We start from the raw sequence: 17,491 nt of genomic DNA on the forward strand, positions 1-17,491 counted from the left end.
TGCTGAAGCAAAACAAATCACGTAATCTAAGCATGGCCAACAAGCGCAGGCTCTGCTGTCTGAATGAACAATATTTGTTCGAATGTATGGGGTTGTTCAAAGTATAAACACTGATGCGTCAGCCCTGATCACAGTCGTGCTCATAGCCCTCTTATCGATGTAGCTCTGTAACAAGAGGTAGAACCCGATCATCATCATGGTCAATGGCGTGAATAGCATTTGGGAAAAGAGGTCTATCTGCAGGTCCTGGATTTGCTGTTGCAGGGTGTGACCCGCTGGCCTGAGCAGGTCGGCGGTCAACGGGCTGACCCTATGTGAGCGAAGCCTTTTTCTTATTAACAAGATGATCCCGACAGATAAGAATATTGGGCACAAGAACAAGCCAGTAGTTGCCAGAACAGATACCGCGAGCGACGAGAATTCCATTTCATGCGTCTTTTTGGGGATGTGGTGAGGTCAGGTTAGCTGACCTATAGGAGTCTATCCATTGGGATGTGGGGCAAGTATCACAGTATCTGATTATCCCCAATGGAGATCTTACACCTTGTGGTGTTAGTGAGATAAAACAGAGAGTTACTGCGCCCCCCTTTGTGCGCAAATGGGGTTCGTTGCGCTTGGGTTTACTTGGCTGGTTGTATGTTTACTGATGCGACCCGGAAGCTGGGCGGCTGTAGCAACTCACTCTGTGGCCTTAGCAAGCAGTCCTATGACAACACTTCCCAATGCCCACCCTTGCGTGGACCAACAAAGCGTAATCGTCCCGCCTTAACCAACGCCGCCGCCGCTCGCTCCACCGTGCTGGTCGATCTGCCTATCCGCTCGGCTACTTGTTTAAGGGTCAAGGTCGGCTCTGCCACCAAGATAGCCAACACCGCATCCGGCGTTTTTACCCGCATTTCTACCGGCGTTTCTACCCTCACTTTTTCTGGCGGGGTGGGCTGAGATGTCGGCTGTGCGGCAATCGCTTCGGCCAACGCATCTCGCAGCGCCTCTAGCAGAAACAGAATAAAATCGGTGCAGTCACTCAGCCTGTCGGCCTGACTTAATTGGTGGTAGTAGTGCTCTTGGCGCTCTTTGATGATCGCTTCCACCGGCAGGAAGGCCATCACTGGTTGCCAACGGCTCAAGATCACCGTTTGCCACAAGCGTCCCATACGACCATTTCCATCGGAAAAGGGGTGGATAAACTCCAACTCGTAGTGCAAGGCACAAGAGGCGATCAAGGGATGGGCCTCTGTTTCTGCCAACCATTGCATCAGTTGTTCCATCAGACGCGGAACCTGAGTCGCGGGGGGAGCCATATGCACTAATTGCTCACCCCGATAGATGCCGACCCCACTGCTACGCCATTGCCCTGCATCGTCGCATAACCCGTGCATCAAGCGTCCATGGGCCCTGAGCAAATCCGCAGAAGAGGTAGGGGCCCAAGCCGGCATTGCTTCATAAGCGGCAAAGGCATTGCGCACCTCCTGGATCTCACGGGGCAGACCCAACACAGGTTTGCCGTCGATCACTGCCGTGACTTGATCTAGGCTCAGGGTGTTGTGCTCGATAGCCAGGGATGCCTGGATGGTGCGGATCCGGTTTTCCCGGCGCAGCATGGGGACTTGCGAGCTCTGCGTCGAGCGCCATTGCCCCACCAATTCTGCGATCTCCGCCACCCGGCTCAACATGGCGTGGGTCAGGGTGAAGGGAGGGGAATAGGCTGCCATGGGGGACTCCGACTGAAACGATTGCAAATGCGAAGGTTCAGAGATTATCAGATCGGGGGCAAGACCAACACGGCGGCGTATCTTTGCGAATTCTGTGATAAGCGGTATGCGATGTTCTATGACGGGGTGCGATTTGTTGCGAACTTACAGTGTTACTCGCTACATCTATTTGCTATTACATGTTATAAGACGCAAACGGAGCTAATCGATTTAAAATCCCTCGACGTTCGCGTCGTGCCGGTTCGATTCCGGCCTCGGGCACCATTGATACTTCCAAAGCATTCCGAAAAAGTTTAAAAAACCCAGTAGATTCAATGTCTCTGGGTTTTTTTACGTCCAGAGCATTCCGAGTCATTCTTAACACATCCGCTAGAAATTGGTATACGCTTAGGTATACATCGATTCGATAAAGGAGTCGTATACCAATGCCGCGAACTACCAAACCCCTGTCTGATACCGAGTGTCGCAATGCCCGCCCGCGAGAAAAAGACTATTCCCTGTTCGATGGGAATGGCTTGCACTTATTGGTCAAAAAGAACGGTACCCGTTCGTGGCGCTTCAAGTTTACCAAGCCAGATGGTAAGGCAGGGCTGATGGCGTTTGGCGACTACCCAACCCTTTCTTTGACTGACGCGCGTAAAAGGCGCGAAGAGGTTCGAAACCAGTTAGCCAAAGGTATCGATCCTGTCGTCCATAAGCGGCAGTTGCGAAACGAGATCACCAGTAAACAAACGAATAGTTTTGAGGCTGTTGCCCGTGAATGGCATTCAAGGAGTGCTGGCAAGTGGTCCCCGGATCATGCTTCACGCATCTTGACCCGGCTTGAAGCTGACGTGTTTCCGTCTATTGGCCATTGCCCCGTTGCTGAACTCAAGACCCGTGACCTGCTTGTTCCATTGCGCATGATAGAGCAGCGAGATGCGCTTGATTTGGCAGGACGAGTGCGGCAACACATCAACGGCATCATGCGTTATGCAGTGCAAACGGGGTTGATTGACAGCAATCCTGCCGCTGATTTGACGGGGGCGTTGTCGGTTCGCAAAGGCAAGCACCATCCCGCGCTGCCGCTGCAGGATATTCCCGAGTTGCTGTGTCGCCTTGAGAGTTATGCGGGGCGTCTGCTGACCAAGATGGCTGTGAAATTGAGCTTGTTAACCTTTGTCCGTTCGAGCGAATTACGCTTCATGCGTTGGGATGAACTCGATATCGAGCGAGCAATCTGGACGATCCCGGCGTCTCGCGACCTCATTGAGGGGGTCAAATACTCGCATCGTGGTGCCAAGATGCGAGAACCGCATATTGTGCCGTTGTCACGCCAGGCACTGGCAATCATTGAGGCGATCCGCCCTTTGACCGGGCGCTTTGATCTGGTTTTTGCCGGTGACCATGATGTATCAAAACCGATGAGTGAAAACACCGTGAATAGTGCCTTGCGCCGACTGGGTTACGACACCAAGGTTGAGGTATGCGGTCATGGCTTCCGGGCGATGGCATGCAGCGCGCTGCTTGAATCAGGTCAATGGAGTGAGGATGCCATTGAACGGCAGATGAGCCATAAGGAGCGTAACGGTGTGCGGGCGGCTTACATTCATCGGGCCGAATTTATCACCCAGCGCCAGCAGATGATGCAATGGTGGGCTGACTGGCTGGACAGTTGCAAGCATCACTATGTGCCACCCCATGAATTTAGCGGGATGGAGAGCAATGTGATTCACTTGCCAAATAGTCTGTCTGCATAGGTGGATCGGGTTGTCAATCAGCATCGAAAGATGACCAGGGATCAGCGTCCAAAATTGACCAGGGTTAGCTGGCTGATTTCATCCTCTGTTTGACGCGGTGGGAGTCGTTTCCTGTCTCGATGATCTGCAGTGATGGGTGATCCTATCCAGCATCGCCGTTGTCATTTTCTCATCCGTAAATACCTTGCCCATTTGCTGAAGGCCAGGTTGGTGGTCAGGAGCAGGCTGGTGCGCTTGCGCAGCTTGCTGATCAGGTGAAACAGCAGGGCGCCTCCGCTTTCGGCAAACGGCAGATAGCCCAGTTCGTCCAGGATCACCGCATCGATATTGACCAACCGAATGGCAAGCTGCCCGGCTTTGCCTGCCGCCTTCTCCTGCTCCAGTTCGTTGACCAGACCCACCACTGTGAGAAATGCACTCGCTTGCCCTGGTACCCGGCATTGCATCCCAAGGCGATGGCTAGGTGGGTTTGACCCGTCCCGGTTCCGCCGATTAACAGCAGATTTCGCTGCTGTTCCAGGAAGTCATCCACACCTACTCGCCATTTAATTCCCCTTGTCAAGTGCGTTTCTGACGGGGTTCACCCCTGTAGGGCTAGGGATTTGTTGCGAGATGATAAAAATAAGGAGCCATGCTGGTGCATCCCGTTCCAGTGCATGACAGGGAATAACTAACATGGCTAAAGAAAGCAAACCCACTCTGACCATTATTCGCCGTAATGAGGTTGAAGCCCGCACCGGACTCTCACGCTCTACCATCTACGCCAAAATGCGTCCCAACCCGAAGTGCCCCAATCTTTATGACCCGACCTTTCCCAAACCGGTGTCCATCGGCGCAAAAGCCGTTGGTTGGGTTGAAGAGGAGTTGGAAGCCTGGCTCATCGCTCAGATTCAGAAGCGCCGCGAGGCGTAAGGAGGCGAGGATGACAGTCACCAATTACGCAAAAAAGAGCCGCCATGGTACGGCGGCCTCTTCGAGTGGCGTGTTTGATATTGGCCAGATAGTTAAACCTGACGCTGAGAGCGTAGCACCTGCGTGTTCGCTGGCAAGCAAAAGCCTGCGTCGCATAACATCGGAGGGGGGAACCATTTGTGGGCAGTCCGCACTGAGCACGAACAGTGAGCGCATCGAGCAGCTCGGCCGCCTTCAGGAAAGGTATGAGAACGATGATGGTGTATCGCTGTTCACTCACAAGTTCGCCGTTTTGCGCTTGTTCGGGGGTGAGAAATGAGTACCTCTCTGCAAGCCAAGGCTGCCAACATCGAGGCCAACGGCCACACTGTCATTCCGTGTCAGAGCAACGGCAACCCGAAACCCTACGGCGACAAGCAGCGCTACCCGTCCTACATGGTACGCGCGGATGACATTCAGTTTGGTGTTCGCTTGGATGGCATGATCTTGCTGGATCTGGATGGAAACAAGGTTGCCGAAGCACCGTCCCCTGAGGTTCTGCTGGCGATGCTGGGGCTTCCGGGCGATACCCCCGCGAACCAGTACCGGATGCTCACCGATAGCCAGCCGGATGTAGTGGTCAACTAAATCCGGACACTTGGTTAGGCCGATCCTCGGCTTTTGCAGGCGGTATCCCGTCATTGTGGTGATGTGGACGCCGCCAGTTGTAGTAATCCATGAGGTAATAACTGATATCCCGCTTTGCTTCCCGCAGGCTCATGTATCCCGTTGCAGGAAGCCACTCTGACTTCAGGCTTCTGAACAATCGCTCCATCGGGGCGTTATCCCAGCAATTACCACGACGACTCATGCTCTGGGTCATGCGATAGCGCCACCGTCGTTGCCGAAATGCCCGGCTGACGTATTGACTGCCCTGGTCGGAGTGAAACAGCACGCCTGATGGACAACCCCGCTGCCGATAGGCCATCTCCAGCGCTTTGATTGCCAACTCTGCATCAGGTTTGTCAGACATCGCCCAGCCCACGACCCGCCGGGTATGCAGGTCGAGCACTGCGGCCAGGTAATGCCAACGACCACCGGCCCAGACGTAGGTGATATCGCCACACCACACCTGATTGGGTTGCGGGACATCAAATTCGCGGGCCAGCAGATTGGGAATGTCCGGTCGTTCAGACCGTGCCACCTTATAACGGTGTGCGCCCGGCTGTTTGGATGCCAGCCCGGCTTCTTTCATCAGGTTACGTACTTTGAATCGACCAATCTGATACCCCAACTCCCGCATCATCGACATCAAGGCGCGGCTGCCTGCCGAGTTCCTGCTCTCTTTGAACAACCGGCGCAACTCGCTGCGTTGCTGTATCCGCTCACGGTTAATCGTCCGCTTGCGAGCCAGATAATCGTAAAAACAGGATGTTGGAACATCGAAAGCGCAGCAGACCAGGGTGATGGGGGCTTGCTCTCTTAATTGGTCTATCAGCGCGTACGTGTGAACTCGTCCGTCATCAAGAGAGCCGTAGCCTTTTTTAGAATGTCCTTTTCGCGCTCGAGCCGATGGATGCGGGCTTCCAGCTCCTGGATTTTCTGCTGCTCCGGGGTCAGCGCTTTGCTGATAGGCGTGGTGCCAGTTCGTTCGGATTGCAGTTGCCGAACCCAGCGGCGAAGTATGGTTTCACCGACATCCAGTGAACGGCTGGCTTCGGGGACAGAATATCCCTGGTCGAGCACCAGGGATGCGGCTTCGAGTTTGAATTCGGCAGTAAATGAGCGACGTAATCTTGTCATTGAACACCTCAGGTCATGGTGGCGACTGTACCACCTAAAATGGTGTCCGGGATGATTAGACCACTACACTCAGTGTCGACAATGAAACCTCTTATAGCACTGATATGTTTATGGAAATGCGCGTGGCATTTTACCTGCAACGGGTGATGGGCATACATCAGCAGCACTGCTGCGGCTCCGACTACTCGCTGACCACGCTGCCGGCTGCCCAACTTCTCAAATCGGCGACTGTCGATGGTGCTGCCTGTGCAGGGCTGCTGGACAAGGTAGGGAGCCTGACGCCAGGAAAACAGGCGGATCTCATTCTGATCAATGTTGGCGATATCAACCTCTACCCGTCCGGCAATGCCTTTGGCACCGTGGTGCATGCGACAGAGCGCAGCAACATTGATACCGTCATTATTGGCGGGCGCATCGTCAAGCAGCATGGCAAGGTGCTGGGCGTAGACAGCACGCGCCTTCGCGCCGCCATTGATGAGTCCCGTGAGCATCTGTTTGCCGCCGCCGGGTATGAGCCTGACATTTTTGCTGACGCCTTCCTGCCGCTGGCACAGGCACACTGACAGGTATGCAACCCATGAGCACGCTGTATTACGTCATCGCTTTTGCCGCAGGTCTCGGGATCACGCTGCAGACAACTCTGAATAGCCAGCTGGCACGAGGACTCGGGGGCGATTCGGTCACCGCCGCATTGTTCTCCTTCGCGGCCGGTGCATTCAGCCTCGGGGTCTTCTCGCTGCTGCGTGGCGGATTATTCACCTCGCTTGCGGCCATTCCATCACAGCCTCTGTGGAGTCTGGCTGGCGGCCTGATCGGTGCTTGCGCGCTGTTCAGCTATGTCGTGCTCGCACCGAAAATCGGGTTGTCAGCCCTGCTTGGGTTGTCCATCGTCGGACAGTTGCTCTCATCCCAGGTCATCGACCATTTCGGTCTGCTTGGCACCATCCAGCGTCCGGTATCTTTGATAAAGCTGGGTGGAATGTTGGTCATGCTGACCGGGCTCGTCATCATGTTGTTCGGTGATCGGTTAGCTGAGCGCCTTATGCACTGATGAAGCGGCCTTCTGATGTTTTGACCTTCACGAACGTCTGCCCCGGGGCAGGCGTTCTGCTGATGGGGTTTGCATCCCGGCTCAGTTCCATGACCTGAATAGGGGGACACAAAGAGGCTCGCCTGACCTGGTCAGGCGAGCCGGCTCATATCGCGTCAGTCATCACCCCTGGACATTGACCAGGATCCGGCCGCGCACCTGGCCTGCCAGGAAGGCATCCCCCAGGGTCACGACCTGGGAGAGGGGCACTTCCCGGGTGAGGAGGTTGAGGCGGGTCAGGTCGAGATCCTCGGCCAGTCGGGCCCAGGCCTGCTGGCGCAGCGGGCGCGGTGCCATCACGCTGTCGATGCCATAGAGGGTGACGCCGCGCAGGATGAAGGGCATGACGGTGGAGGGGAAGTCCATCCCTCCCGCGAGACCGCAGGCAGCCACGGCGCCGCCGTAGCGGGTAGTGGCGCAGGCATTGGCCAGGGTGTGGCTGCCGACGGTGTCGATGACGCCGGCCCAGCGTTCCTTGCCCAGCGGGCGTCCCGGCGTGGCCAGTTCGGCGCGATCGATCACCTCGGCGGCGCCGAGGGACGTCAGATAGTCGGCCTCGTGCAGCCGCCCGGTGGCGGCCACGACCCGATAACCCAGCTTGGCCAGGAGGGTGATCGCCACGCTGCCCACGCCGCCGTTGGCGCCCGTCACCAGAATGTCACCGTCACCGGGGGGGATGCCGTGCTTCTCCAACGCCATCACGCAGAGCATGGCGGTGTACCCTGCGGTGCCGATGGCCATGGCGTCCCGGGGCTGGAAGCGCTCAGGCAGGGCGACCAGCCAGTCGCCCCGGACCCGTGCCCGCTCTGCCAGCCCGCCACTGTAGGTCTCGCCCACACCCCATCCGTTGAGCACCACCTTGTCGCCGGGGTGCCAGTCGGGATGCTGGCTCTCCAGCACGGTACCGGCAAAGTCGATGCCGGGGATCAGAGGGAAGCGGCGAACCACGGGGGAGGCGCCGGTGAGGGCCAGGCCATCCTTGTAGTTGAGGGAAGACCACTCTACCGCCACGGTCACATCCCCGGCAGGCAATATCTCCTCGGAGAGGCTCTGGTAGCTGGCGCGATAACCCGCCTCGTCTTTCTCGATCAGAATACCGTTGAACATCTTGTCTACTCCCATTAATTGGACTGGCTGACTATTAATCTTCGTAAAAAAATCACTTTGCTAACTTCATGAAAAAATTGAGAAAAGAGAGCATGGGCTCGGTATCGCCCACCAGGCGTGCGCGCAGTACGGCCCCTTCCCAGCCGATCCAGAACTGATGGGCGAGGGCGGGGCAGTCGCAATCAGGGGGCAGCTCCCCCGCCGTCACCGCGTCCCTCAGGCAGCGGGCGAGCAGCGCCTCCCAGTCGAGGAGGATCTGCTCGAGGCGCAGGCGCAGCTCGGGGGAGAGCTGCACCACCTCCTGACCCAGGTTACCCACGAGACAGCCCCGCTGGAACCCATAACGGGTCATGCCCCGGCAGGCGCTGTCGACGAAGGCAACAAGACGGGCCAGGGGGGGCAGGCTCTCATCCTCCAGATAGCGCGTCAGCTTGCGGCAGAAGTAGTGGTGATAGGCATCCATGACCGCCAGAGTGAAGTCGTGCTTGGTGGCGAAGTAGTGATAGAAGGAGCCCTTGGGGATCCCGGTCGACTGCAACACCCGCTCGATGGAAGTGGCGGCGATGCCCTGCTCGGTCAGCAGCTCCATGCCCCGGCGGATCAACAGATCCCGGGTATCGGCATAGGTGTGCCCGTGCTGGGCAGGGCGGCCGCGAGGGCGGCGGGGCAGGGGGTCATTGGCTTGCATGGGGCTTATTAGACGCCTCAACTAGAAATGATGCAAGCGCTGCATCGAAGGGACGAAACGAGTGGATGAGATCGGGTAGTCGAGACAAGCTGGCGCCAGCGGGGCAGAAAACAGCGAGGGCGCCAGTGGCGCCCTCGCATCGATGGGTGGCTGCGTCTCAACTGCGCAGCTTGTTGTAGACAAACAGCACGATCAGGGCGCCAACGGTGGCGATGATGATGCTCGGCAGGTTGAAGCCGGTGACCGTTCCCATCCCGAGCAGGGTGCTGACATAGCCCCCCACCATGGCGCCGACCACCCCCAGGATCACCGTCATGAAGAAACCGCCGCCATCCTTGCCCGGCATGATCCATTTGGCCAGGATGCCGACGATCAGCCCCAGTACCACCCAAGTAAGAAATCCCATGGTCTTCTCCTCGTTGTGTGCAGAGAACCAGAGTATATGCAGGGATCCAGCTTGTATCCCGCCACAGCACGGCGTGAGTCAGAAACGGTCATATGAGACTCGCTCCTGACCATGGCAGGCAGAGGGCCTCAGCCGAGCGCGCGGGTGTCGAGGCGCTGCCCGGCGGGGGAGCAGACCAGCACCGACCCCTGCTCGAACCAGTCTCCCAGCACGATGCGCCGCGCCGCACGCCCATCCAGGGTGAAGTCGTGGATGGCGGGCCTGTGGGTGTGACCGTGGATCATCAGGCGGCAGCCGTGCTGGCGCAGCATGTCGTCCACCGCCTCCGGGGTCACGTCCATGATGATCTGGCTCTTGTGGGCATTCTCCATCTGGCTCTGGCCGCGCATCTTGTGGGCGATGGCCTGGCGGCGCGAGAGCGGCAGGCGCAGGAAGAGCCAGCGCAGCCACTTCTGTTGTGTGATGCGGCGAAACTTCTGGTAGCCCTCGTCCCGGGTACAGAGCAGATCCCCGTGGCTCAGCAGCACCCGCTCGCCGTACAGCTCGATGACGCAGGGGTCGCCGAGCAGGGTCATGCCGGCCCGTTTGGCAAACTGGTGCCCCAAGAGGAAGTCGCGGTTGCCGTGAATGAAGTAGAGGGGCACCCCTTGCTGGCTCAGGGCGAGAAAGGCATCGGCCACCTCGCGGTGGAGCGGGTTGGGGTCGTCGTCCCCAATCCAGAATTCGAACAGATCCCCCAGCACATAGAGGGCGTCGGCACCGGGCGCGTCTTCGGCCAGAAAGCGCACCAAGGCCGCCGTCATGTCGGGCCTGCCTTGGCTGAGGTGAATGTCACTGATAAAGAGGGTGCTCATGAGTTCCTGGGCATCATGGTAAGAGAGTCCCGCCTGGGTGCGGACAAGGCCTGTGACCTTGCACGTCGAGCGGGTGGGGGAGGGAAGGGCAGCAGAGCCCCGCAAGGTTGACGCCCTCAAGGGTCAGCAACGCCTCGTAAGGGTCGCCGGACAGACCCAGCAGGCGGCACATGGCCGCTTCCCCCTTGAGCCCTTCATCAACGCGCAGGCGCAGCACCTCCCGGTGGAAGGGGGCGTCAAAGCGCTCAAGCAGGGCGGCCATCAGGCTGAGGTGGCGCCAGCCATGACACATCTCGAGGGGATCAGGGGTGAGGTAGAGCTCGACTGGCCAGCACTGGCCATCTGGCCCGTGGCGTCGCTGCTCGGCGATCCAGACCTGCTCGCCCTTGCTTCGCACCTGCCAGCCTTGTGCTGCCAGTGTCGCGGCAAGGAAGGCCGGATCCGGATGCTGGCAGAGGATGTCGAGATCGCTGCCGGGCCTATCCAGCCCGATGGCGATCGTGCTCACCAGGGCCAGATCGTTGCACAGGGGGCCAAGCTCATTCCACAGGCCGCCGCTCAGCAGGGCGTGGGCCGAGCGCTGACGTGCGTTGCCCTGGGCCAGATAGTCGAGGCGGCGCCAGTTGGGGGCGGCAGATGGAAAAACTGCGGCCGGGGCCGCAGTTGTGTCAGAGCCTGGCCGGCAGGGATTACTCGGCAAGGGTCACCTTGGTGATGACGACGTCTTCGGTCGGAACGTCCTGGTGCATGCGGCCGTAGTTGCCGGTCTTCACGCCCTTGATCTTGTTGACCACGTCCATGCCGGCGGTCACTTCACCGAACACGCAGTAGCCGAAGCCCTGGGTGGTGGCGGACTTGAAGTCCAGGAAGTCGTTGTTGTTCACGTTGATGAAGAACTGGGCGCTGGCGGAGTGTGGTTCCATGGTGCGGGCCATGGCGATGGTGCCGACCTTGTTGGACAGACCGTTGGCCGCCTCGTTCTTGATGGGAGCGCGGGTCTCTTTCTCTTCGAAGCCCGGGGCATAGCCGCCGCCCTGGATCATGAAGCCGTCGATGACGCGGTGGAAGATGGTGTTGTCGTAGTGACCGTCACGGCAGTATTGCAGGAAGTTGGCCACGGTCTCCGGGGCTTTTTCCGCGTTCAGGGTCAGGGTGATGTCGCCGTGGTTGGTGTGCAGAGTAACCATGAGTTGTCCTTTCATTTTGACGCAGGCAGCAAGGTGCCCGCAGGTGTATGGCATAAAGTGGTGGCAATTCTAGCCCATCAGGGCCCTGCGGCATAGATGGCAGGGGGGAGAGGGGGCTTTTTCTGCCTCGTTTTCTATACCGGATGCGGTTAGAATGGCAGGCCATTTTACTCACAGGCAGTGGTCATAAGATGCTGAAGATATACAACACACTCACTCGTCAAAAAGAAGAATTCAAACCTATCCACCCGGGCAAGGTGGGCATGTATGTGTGTGGCGTCACTATCTATGATCACTGTCATATCGGCCACGGCCGTACCTTCGTCGCCTTCGACGTCGTCGCTCGCTACCTGCGTTATGCAGGGTACGACCTCACCTATGTGCGCAACGTCACCGACGTGGATGACAAGATCATCAAGCGCGCCGCCGAAACGCACGTGACCTGTGACGATCTCACCGAGCGCCTCATCGGCGACATGCACCAGGATTTCGATGCCCTCGGCATGGTGCGCCCGGACATCGAACCCCGCGCCACCCAGCACATCGGCGAGATCATCGCCCTGGTTGAAACCCTGCTGGAAAAAGGGCACGCCTACGTGGCGGACAACGGCGATGTGATGTTCATCGTCGAGTCCTACACCGACTACGGCAAGCTCTCGGGCCAGGATCTGGAGCAGTTGCAGGCCGGCGCCCGGGTCGACGTGGTGGATGCCAAGCGCAATCCGCTCGACTTCGTGCTGTGGAAGATGTCCAAGCCCGGCGAGCCGACCTGGGACAGCCCCTGGGGCCCGGGTCGCCCTGGCTGGCACATCGAGTGCTCCGCCATGAACTCCAAGCACCTTGGCAACCACTTCGACATCCACGGTGGCGGCTCCGATCTGCAGTTCCCGCACCACGAGAACGAGATTGCCCAGTCCTGCTGCGCCCACGGCGGCGACTACGTCAACACCTGGATGCACAGCGGCATGGTGATGGTGGATAAAGAGAAGATGTCCAAATCCCTTGGCAACTTCTTCACCATCCGCGATGTGCTGGCCCACTACGACGCCGAAACCGTCCGTTACTTCCTGATGTCTGGCCACTACCGCAGCCAGCTCAACTACTCGGAAGATAACTTGAAGCAGGCCCGCGCCGCCCTGGAGCGGATGTACACCGCCCTGCGCGATCTGCCGGCGGCGGCCGCCGCCGGTGGCGACGAGCAGGTGGCTCGCTTCGTTGATGCCATGGACGACGACTTCAACACCCCGGAAGCCTACTCCGCCCTGTTCGACCTGGTGCGCGAGATCAACCGCCAGAAAGCCGAAGACATCGCTGTCGCCGCCGGCCTCGGTGCCCGCCTGCGCGAACTGGGCGCCGTGCTCGGCATCCTGCAACAAGACCCCGAGGCTTTCCTCAAGGGTGACGAAGCAGACGAAGAGGTTGCCGAGATCGAGCGCCTGATCGCCGAGCGCAATCAGGCCCGCGCCGACAAGAACTGGGCCGCAGCGGATGCCGCCCGTAACCGCCTTACCGAGATGGGCATCGTGCTGGAAGACAGCGCCGGCAAAACCAGCTGGCGCCGTGCCTAAGGGCGGTGGCGCTGCTGGCGCCAACCGGTTGAGCCTATAAAAAAACCGCAGCCCTTGGGCTGCGGTTTTTGTTTGTAGCCTGCCGAAGCCTCGGCATCCTGCGGTCTGATCCCCTCGCCCCTTGGGGGAGAGGGTCAGGGTGAGGGGGCTCGCATCATTACTCGCCGGAGTGCCTGCAAGCCATCTGTTACTTGCCCCCAGTTCCTACCTGACTTGGTTGGCGCCTCTGATCATGGCTGGTCTGGCAATATGTTCAGGTCTTTGGTGCGCGCCTCGGTCAACTGGGTGAGACAACTGCTGTGGACCATGGGCGCCATTGATCCCCCTTCATAGACGCCGGCCTCGTAACGGCACTGGGCATCGCGAAAGGCGATCCAGGCCCGTTGCGCAGTTCTCAGCCTCTCCAGCTGTGCCTTCTCCAGGGAGGCAACCCGCTTTTTATAGGCGGCATTGAGCTTGGCATCGGCTCGCTGGTAATCCTGAAACGCACAGATGTTCATGTCAGTTTGTGTCACCGGCGCAGTACAATCCTGTTCGGCCTGAACGGCAGTGGTTGCCAGCAAGAGCAACAGGGCGGGATAGGGTCTCAAGAGGCTGTTCCTTTGTGGTAGGGAGAGGGCCAATATACGGCATAAACCGGCCCGATGGCGGCTCTGTTTTTCAAGAATAACAAGGAGATGACGTCATGAAGTTGAACTGGATGCCGTTTCTGGCCCTGCCTCTGCTGGCGTCCGGGCTGTCTGTGGCCGCCACTGCCCCCGATATGCAGGTCCAAGCCCGCGCCAAGGTGGCCGAGTTTCTCGACTGGGAGCGCCAAGTCAAACCGAGCGGCCTCTATCAGGCAGACCTGGGCGGTGCGTTGCCCAACATCCTCTCCCCCGAGCTGCTCTGCCTGCTCAATGCCGCCTCCAAGGCGCGCGAAATAGCCACCCGCGAAGCTCCGGACGAGAAGCCCCCCTTCGTCGAGGGCAACCCCTTCCTGCCCAATGCCTGGGATCATCTGCTGGGCTCTGAGATACTCTCGTCTCGCGCCATCGCCGGCAGCAGGGATCGCAGCGAGGTCAAGGTGAGTTTCACCTTTGGCGAGCCGGGCACCCCGCTCGACACCCCCAGCGGCACCTACCGTTTTGTCAGCACCTATCTGGTGAAGGAGGGGCCGCAAGGATCCCGTATCACCGATATCGACGCTGGCGGTAGCTGCGACTTCTGCCAATCCGGCAGCCTGCGCGCCGCCCTCTATGAGACACTCACCGCCTATCCCGCCGCAGGGGCAGCGCAGTGCAAGGGGTTGGGGAAATAGGGCTTTGGCTTGGGTCAAAGCGTCTTTGGGGAATAGAAATAAAAACCGCAGCTCAAGGCTGCGGTTTCTGATTGTGCCCTGCCGTGAAGCCACGGCATCCTTCGCTCAGATCCCCTCTCCCCTTGCGGGAGAGGGCCAGGGTGAGGGGTAGCTAACATCATTCCTCGGCGAAATGCCAGCCAACGCTTGGATGGCATGGCTTTGCCATGCAGGACGCGAGGGCCTTGCCCTCGATGGGGTTTCGCCCGCCCTTCGGGCTGGGGCGAGTGACTTTTGAAAGACCCGCTCTCTTTGGCAAATAACACCAAAAGTCTTCCCCCCGGCAAACCGCCCGCTTCGCGGGTTCCCTCGTCTCGTCCAACGGGTCGGACGGAGCGCCGCAGACGGCACTTTGGCCTACGCCATCCATGGCTTCGGCCAAAGCCCGCTTCGAACATCCTTGTTCTCGCGCCAAATCGGGGTCGAGCAGTGCTCGCCCTGATCCGATTTGGCCCATATGCCGACTGCGGCTACGCCATCATCCCTGATGGCGCTCCTGACCCGTTGAACTCGACTCGGTGGTTTGCAGGGGGAACCAATACCGTGCCCGCCCGTGGCTTTAGCGTTCATGTCGGGCGCCTATCCCGCCGAAGGGGAGAGCTGTGCAAGGGGTTGGGGATCTACGTGTATGGGGAATAGAAATAAAAACCGCAGCTCAAGGCTGCGGTTTGAGGATTTTTTTCGATGAAATCTAGTTCATAGCCGTGTTTTTTGTGGATAAATTTGGTTATGCCAAATCTTGGATACCATATTTTCGCTCTCTTTTTTCAAAAGCATAACTACCGCCTTCGAGAATATTGCAGATATCTGCTCGTATGCCGGAATTCTCTCGCACGTTACCATCTTCAACGGCACCTGACTTATATTTAATGTGTTCGCCTTGGTTGTCGGCTATTATTATTTGTTCAGAGTCCGTATTGACAACTAAATTTGCGTTATGGGTGACGATTATGACTTGACGATATTTTTTGATTTTCCTAAACAGTGGGACTAGTTGAGACATAATAAACTCATTATCTAGATCATCTTCAGGCTGATCAAATACAAAAGGGCTTCCGAAGGGATCTGTTGCTAATTTTAAACAAACATAGAAAGTACCTCGCTGGCCAACAGATAGCTTATTCACGGACTTCCCTTTATATTGGAAGTCTGCGTTGGTATAGAGATATTTCTTAATGCTTGAAGACGAGTGAAGATAATTCAATAGTTCAAATCTCCCTCCCTTGTTAAAAAACTCTTGCATCCAAAGAAAGGCTTCCAAGTTTATTTTATCACCATCGCAGTTTATTATATTTTCACCGGAAACGAGTCTAAAATAATCGTCGCTTGAGTTTACACAGAAAGTCTCCATCAATCTGTCAAAAGTGCTTTTTTCATTTGTACTTCTAAATTTACCCCTGTTTAAACATTCTTCAATGCCACTGTAGAATTGCTCTTTATTAAATACTATAGCGCCATTAATATGAATGTCTGAGAGTATTTCTTGAACTAAAGTGTTTTGCTCCTCATTCCAGTGGGGTTGCTTACGCTGAAGTTTTAGAAAAGCATTATCTATATTATTTTTTTGTTCCTCTATATAGTCTTTATACTTTAATAATAACTCTCCGCGAGACTGTACTAATTTATGATACTCTTGAGTTCTCTGATTTATTTCTTCTAGTTTTGAGGATGCATGGTCAATTGATTTTTGATATTCAGTCACTTTTGTAAGTAGTGAGGAAATGTCTTGATTAATACCTTGCAATTTAAATTGTTCAGCAATTAAATTATTTGCAAGTGATAGCTCTTCTATTTTGGTTTTAGATGTTTCAATGTTTTGATTTATAGGGTTCTGAAGCATCTTCATTTAATAATGGAGACTTTATTACCGAGCAAGTGTGAGAGTTAAGGAGCTGTATTCTTTGATTTATTTCTGATATGTATCTATTAAAAAGAGCAATGGAGTTTCTTGCTTCATTGATAAAGTTATTGTGTTCATTGATATTCTTTGAATTTTGTTGGTATCTCTCTATAAGTAATTTGTTTTGTGGGTTTGTAAGTGTGCTAATTAATTGAGTGTTATTATCGATAATACTTTGTTGGTATGTCGGATTGTTTATTCTCTGGTTTTGAGAATCAACATCTTCCCAGTATTCAACGAACGCTCTATATCTACTTAAGTTATTCGAAATTTCAGAGTTAGTTACGGGGTCAAACTCAGTACCATAAATTCTTAGCATTCTCTTTATTTCGTCACTAAGATCATCTGGTTTTTGACTAAAATGCTGGACATCTCCCTGAGAAACATGAAGATAAGAGTATGTGTTTTCTGGAGAGTCGAACCTTAATACTGTTCCATCACCTTGATCTAATTCAACACATAAGTTTTCACTGCTTACCATCCGAGCATTGGAGTGCTCAGATAAGTGGTTGAAGCGAGAATGCATGGCATCTAAAAATAGACTTTTACCTGTACCTCTTCCACCAATTATTGTTACAAGATTTGGGTTTAATGGTATTTTTTGGCTATAAAAAGAGATTTCCTCACCAGAAAATATATTTCCACCCAACTCAACAGATTTAAACCAAGGTTTTAAATATTGTTTCTCAATGAAGTTATCAGTTTGTTGTACGCGAAGGTCTGGTTCAATAATAGCCTGCCTTAAACCTTCAAATGTAGGCTTTGCCTTAACCCAAGAATACATAGTTCCTATTGATGCTATTTTATGTGCATCAGATGCATAGAATACAGGTTTTTGCTTAGCGCCCTCGTATCGTTCTTTATTTAGAAAGAAGCTTCTATCTTGAGGTCTACCTAAAATAATCTGACATCTTTTCTCAATTTCTATAGCAACAGCTAAAGACCTTCCTTCTTTTGTATCTGGCCTAAACCCACCATAACCATTTGGACAGGCTGCAATCAAAAAATCAATGCCAAACTTTAAATTGTGATTTAAATGCTCAATTAATAAATCAAACTTAACTGTTGCTTCTGATGTTTGTAACCGTTCACCGGGACGGTGTTGACAGCACCAACTCCTCCGGGAACGGGTAGTCGGTTTTCTCGATGCAGGACCTGACAACTGCCCTCAGCCACTCCTGCGGGCAGCGGCCCAATCGCTTGGCCG

Annotated in this window: 19 protein-coding genes and 1 pseudogene; 8 read left to right on the top strand and 12 right to left on the bottom strand. The window is 55.7% G+C overall.

The window, feature by feature from the left end; genetic code table 11:
- Nucleotides 1-704: 704 nt before the first annotated feature.
- Nucleotides 705-1,712, bottom strand: a complete 1,008-nt coding sequence (locus C3418_RS18630) for a Fic family protein (RefSeq protein WP_103859046.1) — start codon at nucleotides 1,710-1,712, stop codon at nucleotides 705-707.
- 425 nt (nucleotides 1,713-2,137) lie between these two features.
- On the opposite strand from C3418_RS18630, the gene C3418_RS18635 reads away from it, so the two are divergent.
- A complete protein-coding gene (locus C3418_RS18635) occupies nucleotides 2,138-3,451 on the top strand; it encodes an integrase arm-type DNA-binding domain-containing protein (protein WP_103859047.1) in 1,314 nt (437 codons plus the stop codon).
- A 161-nt stretch (nucleotides 3,452-3,612) separates the two neighbouring features.
- On the opposite strand, the pseudogene C3418_RS18640 reads toward C3418_RS18635, so the two are convergent.
- Nucleotides 3,613-3,983 (bottom strand): annotated as a pseudogene (locus tag C3418_RS18640) (ATP-binding protein).
- Between the two features lie 143 nt (nucleotides 3,984-4,126).
- Here C3418_RS18640 and C3418_RS18645 point away from each other — a divergent pair.
- The 3 genes from C3418_RS18645 to C3418_RS18655 are packed head-to-tail and all read left to right on the top strand — an operon-like array spanning nucleotide 4,127 to nucleotide 4,990.
- Entirely contained in the window at nucleotides 4,127-4,363 is a 237-nt protein-coding gene (locus C3418_RS18645) for an AlpA family transcriptional regulator (protein WP_103859048.1), read from the top strand.
- 10 nt (nucleotides 4,364-4,373) lie between these two features.
- Nucleotides 4,374-4,682 carry a hypothetical protein gene (locus C3418_RS18650; RefSeq protein ID WP_103859049.1) on the top strand — a complete coding sequence of 103 codons (309 nt, stop codon included), beginning with the start codon at nucleotides 4,374-4,376 and terminating at the stop codon, nucleotides 4,680-4,682.
- Nucleotides 4,679-4,990 (top strand): hypothetical protein, encoded by a 312-nt coding sequence (locus C3418_RS18655; protein ID WP_103859050.1) that lies wholly within the window; start codon nucleotides 4,679-4,681, stop codon nucleotides 4,988-4,990. Before C3418_RS18650 ends, C3418_RS18655 begins: the two co-directional genes overlap by 4 nt.
- Here the strand turns inward: C3418_RS18655 and C3418_RS18660 are convergent.
- A protein-coding gene (locus tag C3418_RS18660; RefSeq protein WP_103859051.1) for an IS3 family transposase occupies nucleotides 4,983-6,145 on the bottom strand; the annotation gives its coding sequence in 2 pieces (ribosomal slippage) (nucleotides 4,983-5,890 and nucleotides 5,890-6,145; 1,164 coding nt in all). The two genes, C3418_RS18655 and C3418_RS18660, sit on opposite strands and share 8 nt — an antisense overlap.
- A gap of 104 nt (nucleotides 6,146-6,249) precedes the next feature.
- Between C3418_RS18660 and C3418_RS18665 the strand changes: the two genes are divergently transcribed.
- Together C3418_RS18665 and C3418_RS18670 are read left to right on the top strand one after the other, a co-directional pair.
- The gene (locus C3418_RS18665; protein WP_223945854.1) at nucleotides 6,250-6,708 is read left to right on the top strand and encodes an amidohydrolase family protein; all 459 of its coding nucleotides are present in this window, start codon (nucleotides 6,250-6,252) and stop codon (nucleotides 6,706-6,708) included.
- A 14-nt stretch (nucleotides 6,709-6,722) separates the two neighbouring features.
- The gene (locus C3418_RS18670) at nucleotides 6,723-7,196 is read left to right on the top strand and encodes a DMT family transporter (RefSeq protein WP_103859052.1); all 474 of its coding nucleotides are present in this window, start codon (nucleotides 6,723-6,725) and stop codon (nucleotides 7,194-7,196) included.
- A 162-nt stretch (nucleotides 7,197-7,358) separates the two neighbouring features.
- Here the strand turns inward: C3418_RS18670 and C3418_RS18675 are convergent, their stop codons facing one another.
- From C3418_RS18675 to C3418_RS18700, 6 genes are all read right to left on the bottom strand, one after another.
- Complete coding sequence (locus tag C3418_RS18675; protein WP_102948579.1) at nucleotides 7,359-8,342, bottom strand: MDR family oxidoreductase; 984 nt, start codon at nucleotides 8,340-8,342, stop codon at nucleotides 7,359-7,361.
- A gap of 52 nt (nucleotides 8,343-8,394) precedes the next feature.
- Nucleotides 8,395-9,030, bottom strand: coding sequence for a TetR/AcrR family transcriptional regulator (locus C3418_RS18680; RefSeq protein ID WP_102948578.1), 636 nt, complete (start codon nucleotides 9,028-9,030; stop codon nucleotides 8,395-8,397).
- Nucleotides 9,031-9,187: 157 nt separating this feature from the next.
- Nucleotides 9,188-9,436, bottom strand: a complete 249-nt coding sequence (locus tag C3418_RS18685) for a GlsB/YeaQ/YmgE family stress response membrane protein (RefSeq protein ID WP_010675223.1) — start codon at nucleotides 9,434-9,436, stop codon at nucleotides 9,188-9,190.
- 128 nt (nucleotides 9,437-9,564) lie between these two features.
- The gene (lpxH, locus tag C3418_RS18690; protein WP_102948577.1) at nucleotides 9,565-10,290 is read right to left on the bottom strand and encodes a UDP-2,3-diacylglucosamine diphosphatase; all 726 of its coding nucleotides are present in this window, start codon (nucleotides 10,288-10,290) and stop codon (nucleotides 9,565-9,567) included.
- A gap of 13 nt (nucleotides 10,291-10,303) precedes the next feature.
- Complete coding sequence (locus C3418_RS18695; RefSeq protein ID WP_103859053.1) at nucleotides 10,304-10,990, bottom strand: DUF4269 domain-containing protein; 687 nt, start codon at nucleotides 10,988-10,990, stop codon at nucleotides 10,304-10,306.
- Complete coding sequence (locus C3418_RS18700; protein ID WP_010675220.1) at nucleotides 10,980-11,477, bottom strand: peptidylprolyl isomerase; 498 nt, start codon at nucleotides 11,475-11,477, stop codon at nucleotides 10,980-10,982. The genes C3418_RS18695 and C3418_RS18700 overlap by 11 nt, the downstream gene beginning before the upstream one ends.
- Before the next feature lie 191 nt (nucleotides 11,478-11,668).
- Between C3418_RS18700 and cysS the strand changes: the two genes are divergently transcribed.
- Nucleotides 11,669-13,045, top strand: coding sequence for a cysteine--tRNA ligase (cysS, locus tag C3418_RS18705; RefSeq protein ID WP_103859054.1), 1,377 nt, complete (start codon nucleotides 11,669-11,671; stop codon nucleotides 13,043-13,045).
- Nucleotides 13,046-13,275: 230 nt separating this feature from the next.
- Here the strand turns inward: cysS and C3418_RS18710 are convergent, their stop codons facing one another.
- Complete coding sequence (locus tag C3418_RS18710; protein ID WP_103859055.1) at nucleotides 13,276-13,635, bottom strand: lysozyme inhibitor LprI family protein; 360 nt, start codon at nucleotides 13,633-13,635, stop codon at nucleotides 13,276-13,278.
- 95 nt (nucleotides 13,636-13,730) lie between these two features.
- On the opposite strand from C3418_RS18710, the gene C3418_RS18715 reads away from it, so the two are divergent.
- Nucleotides 13,731-14,345, top strand: coding sequence for a hypothetical protein (locus C3418_RS18715; RefSeq protein ID WP_103859056.1), 615 nt, complete (start codon nucleotides 13,731-13,733; stop codon nucleotides 14,343-14,345).
- Nucleotides 14,346-15,111: 766 nt separating this feature from the next.
- Here the strand turns inward: C3418_RS18715 and C3418_RS24530 are convergent.
- Nucleotides 15,112-16,230, bottom strand: coding sequence for an ATP-binding protein (locus C3418_RS24530; protein WP_219812696.1), 1,119 nt, complete (start codon nucleotides 16,228-16,230; stop codon nucleotides 15,112-15,114).
- Nucleotides 16,193-17,446: a hypothetical protein gene (locus tag C3418_RS24535; RefSeq protein WP_219812697.1), complete on the bottom strand. Its 1,254-nt coding sequence runs from the start codon at nucleotides 17,444-17,446 to the stop codon at nucleotides 16,193-16,195. Before C3418_RS24535 ends, C3418_RS24530 begins: the two co-directional genes overlap by 38 nt.
- Nucleotides 17,447-17,491: the final 45 nt, after the last annotated feature.

The sequence above is a fragment of the Aeromonas sp. ASNIH8 genome (assembly GCF_002919855.1).
Taxonomy (GTDB): domain Bacteria; phylum Pseudomonadota; class Gammaproteobacteria; order Enterobacterales; family Aeromonadaceae; genus Aeromonas; species Aeromonas caviae.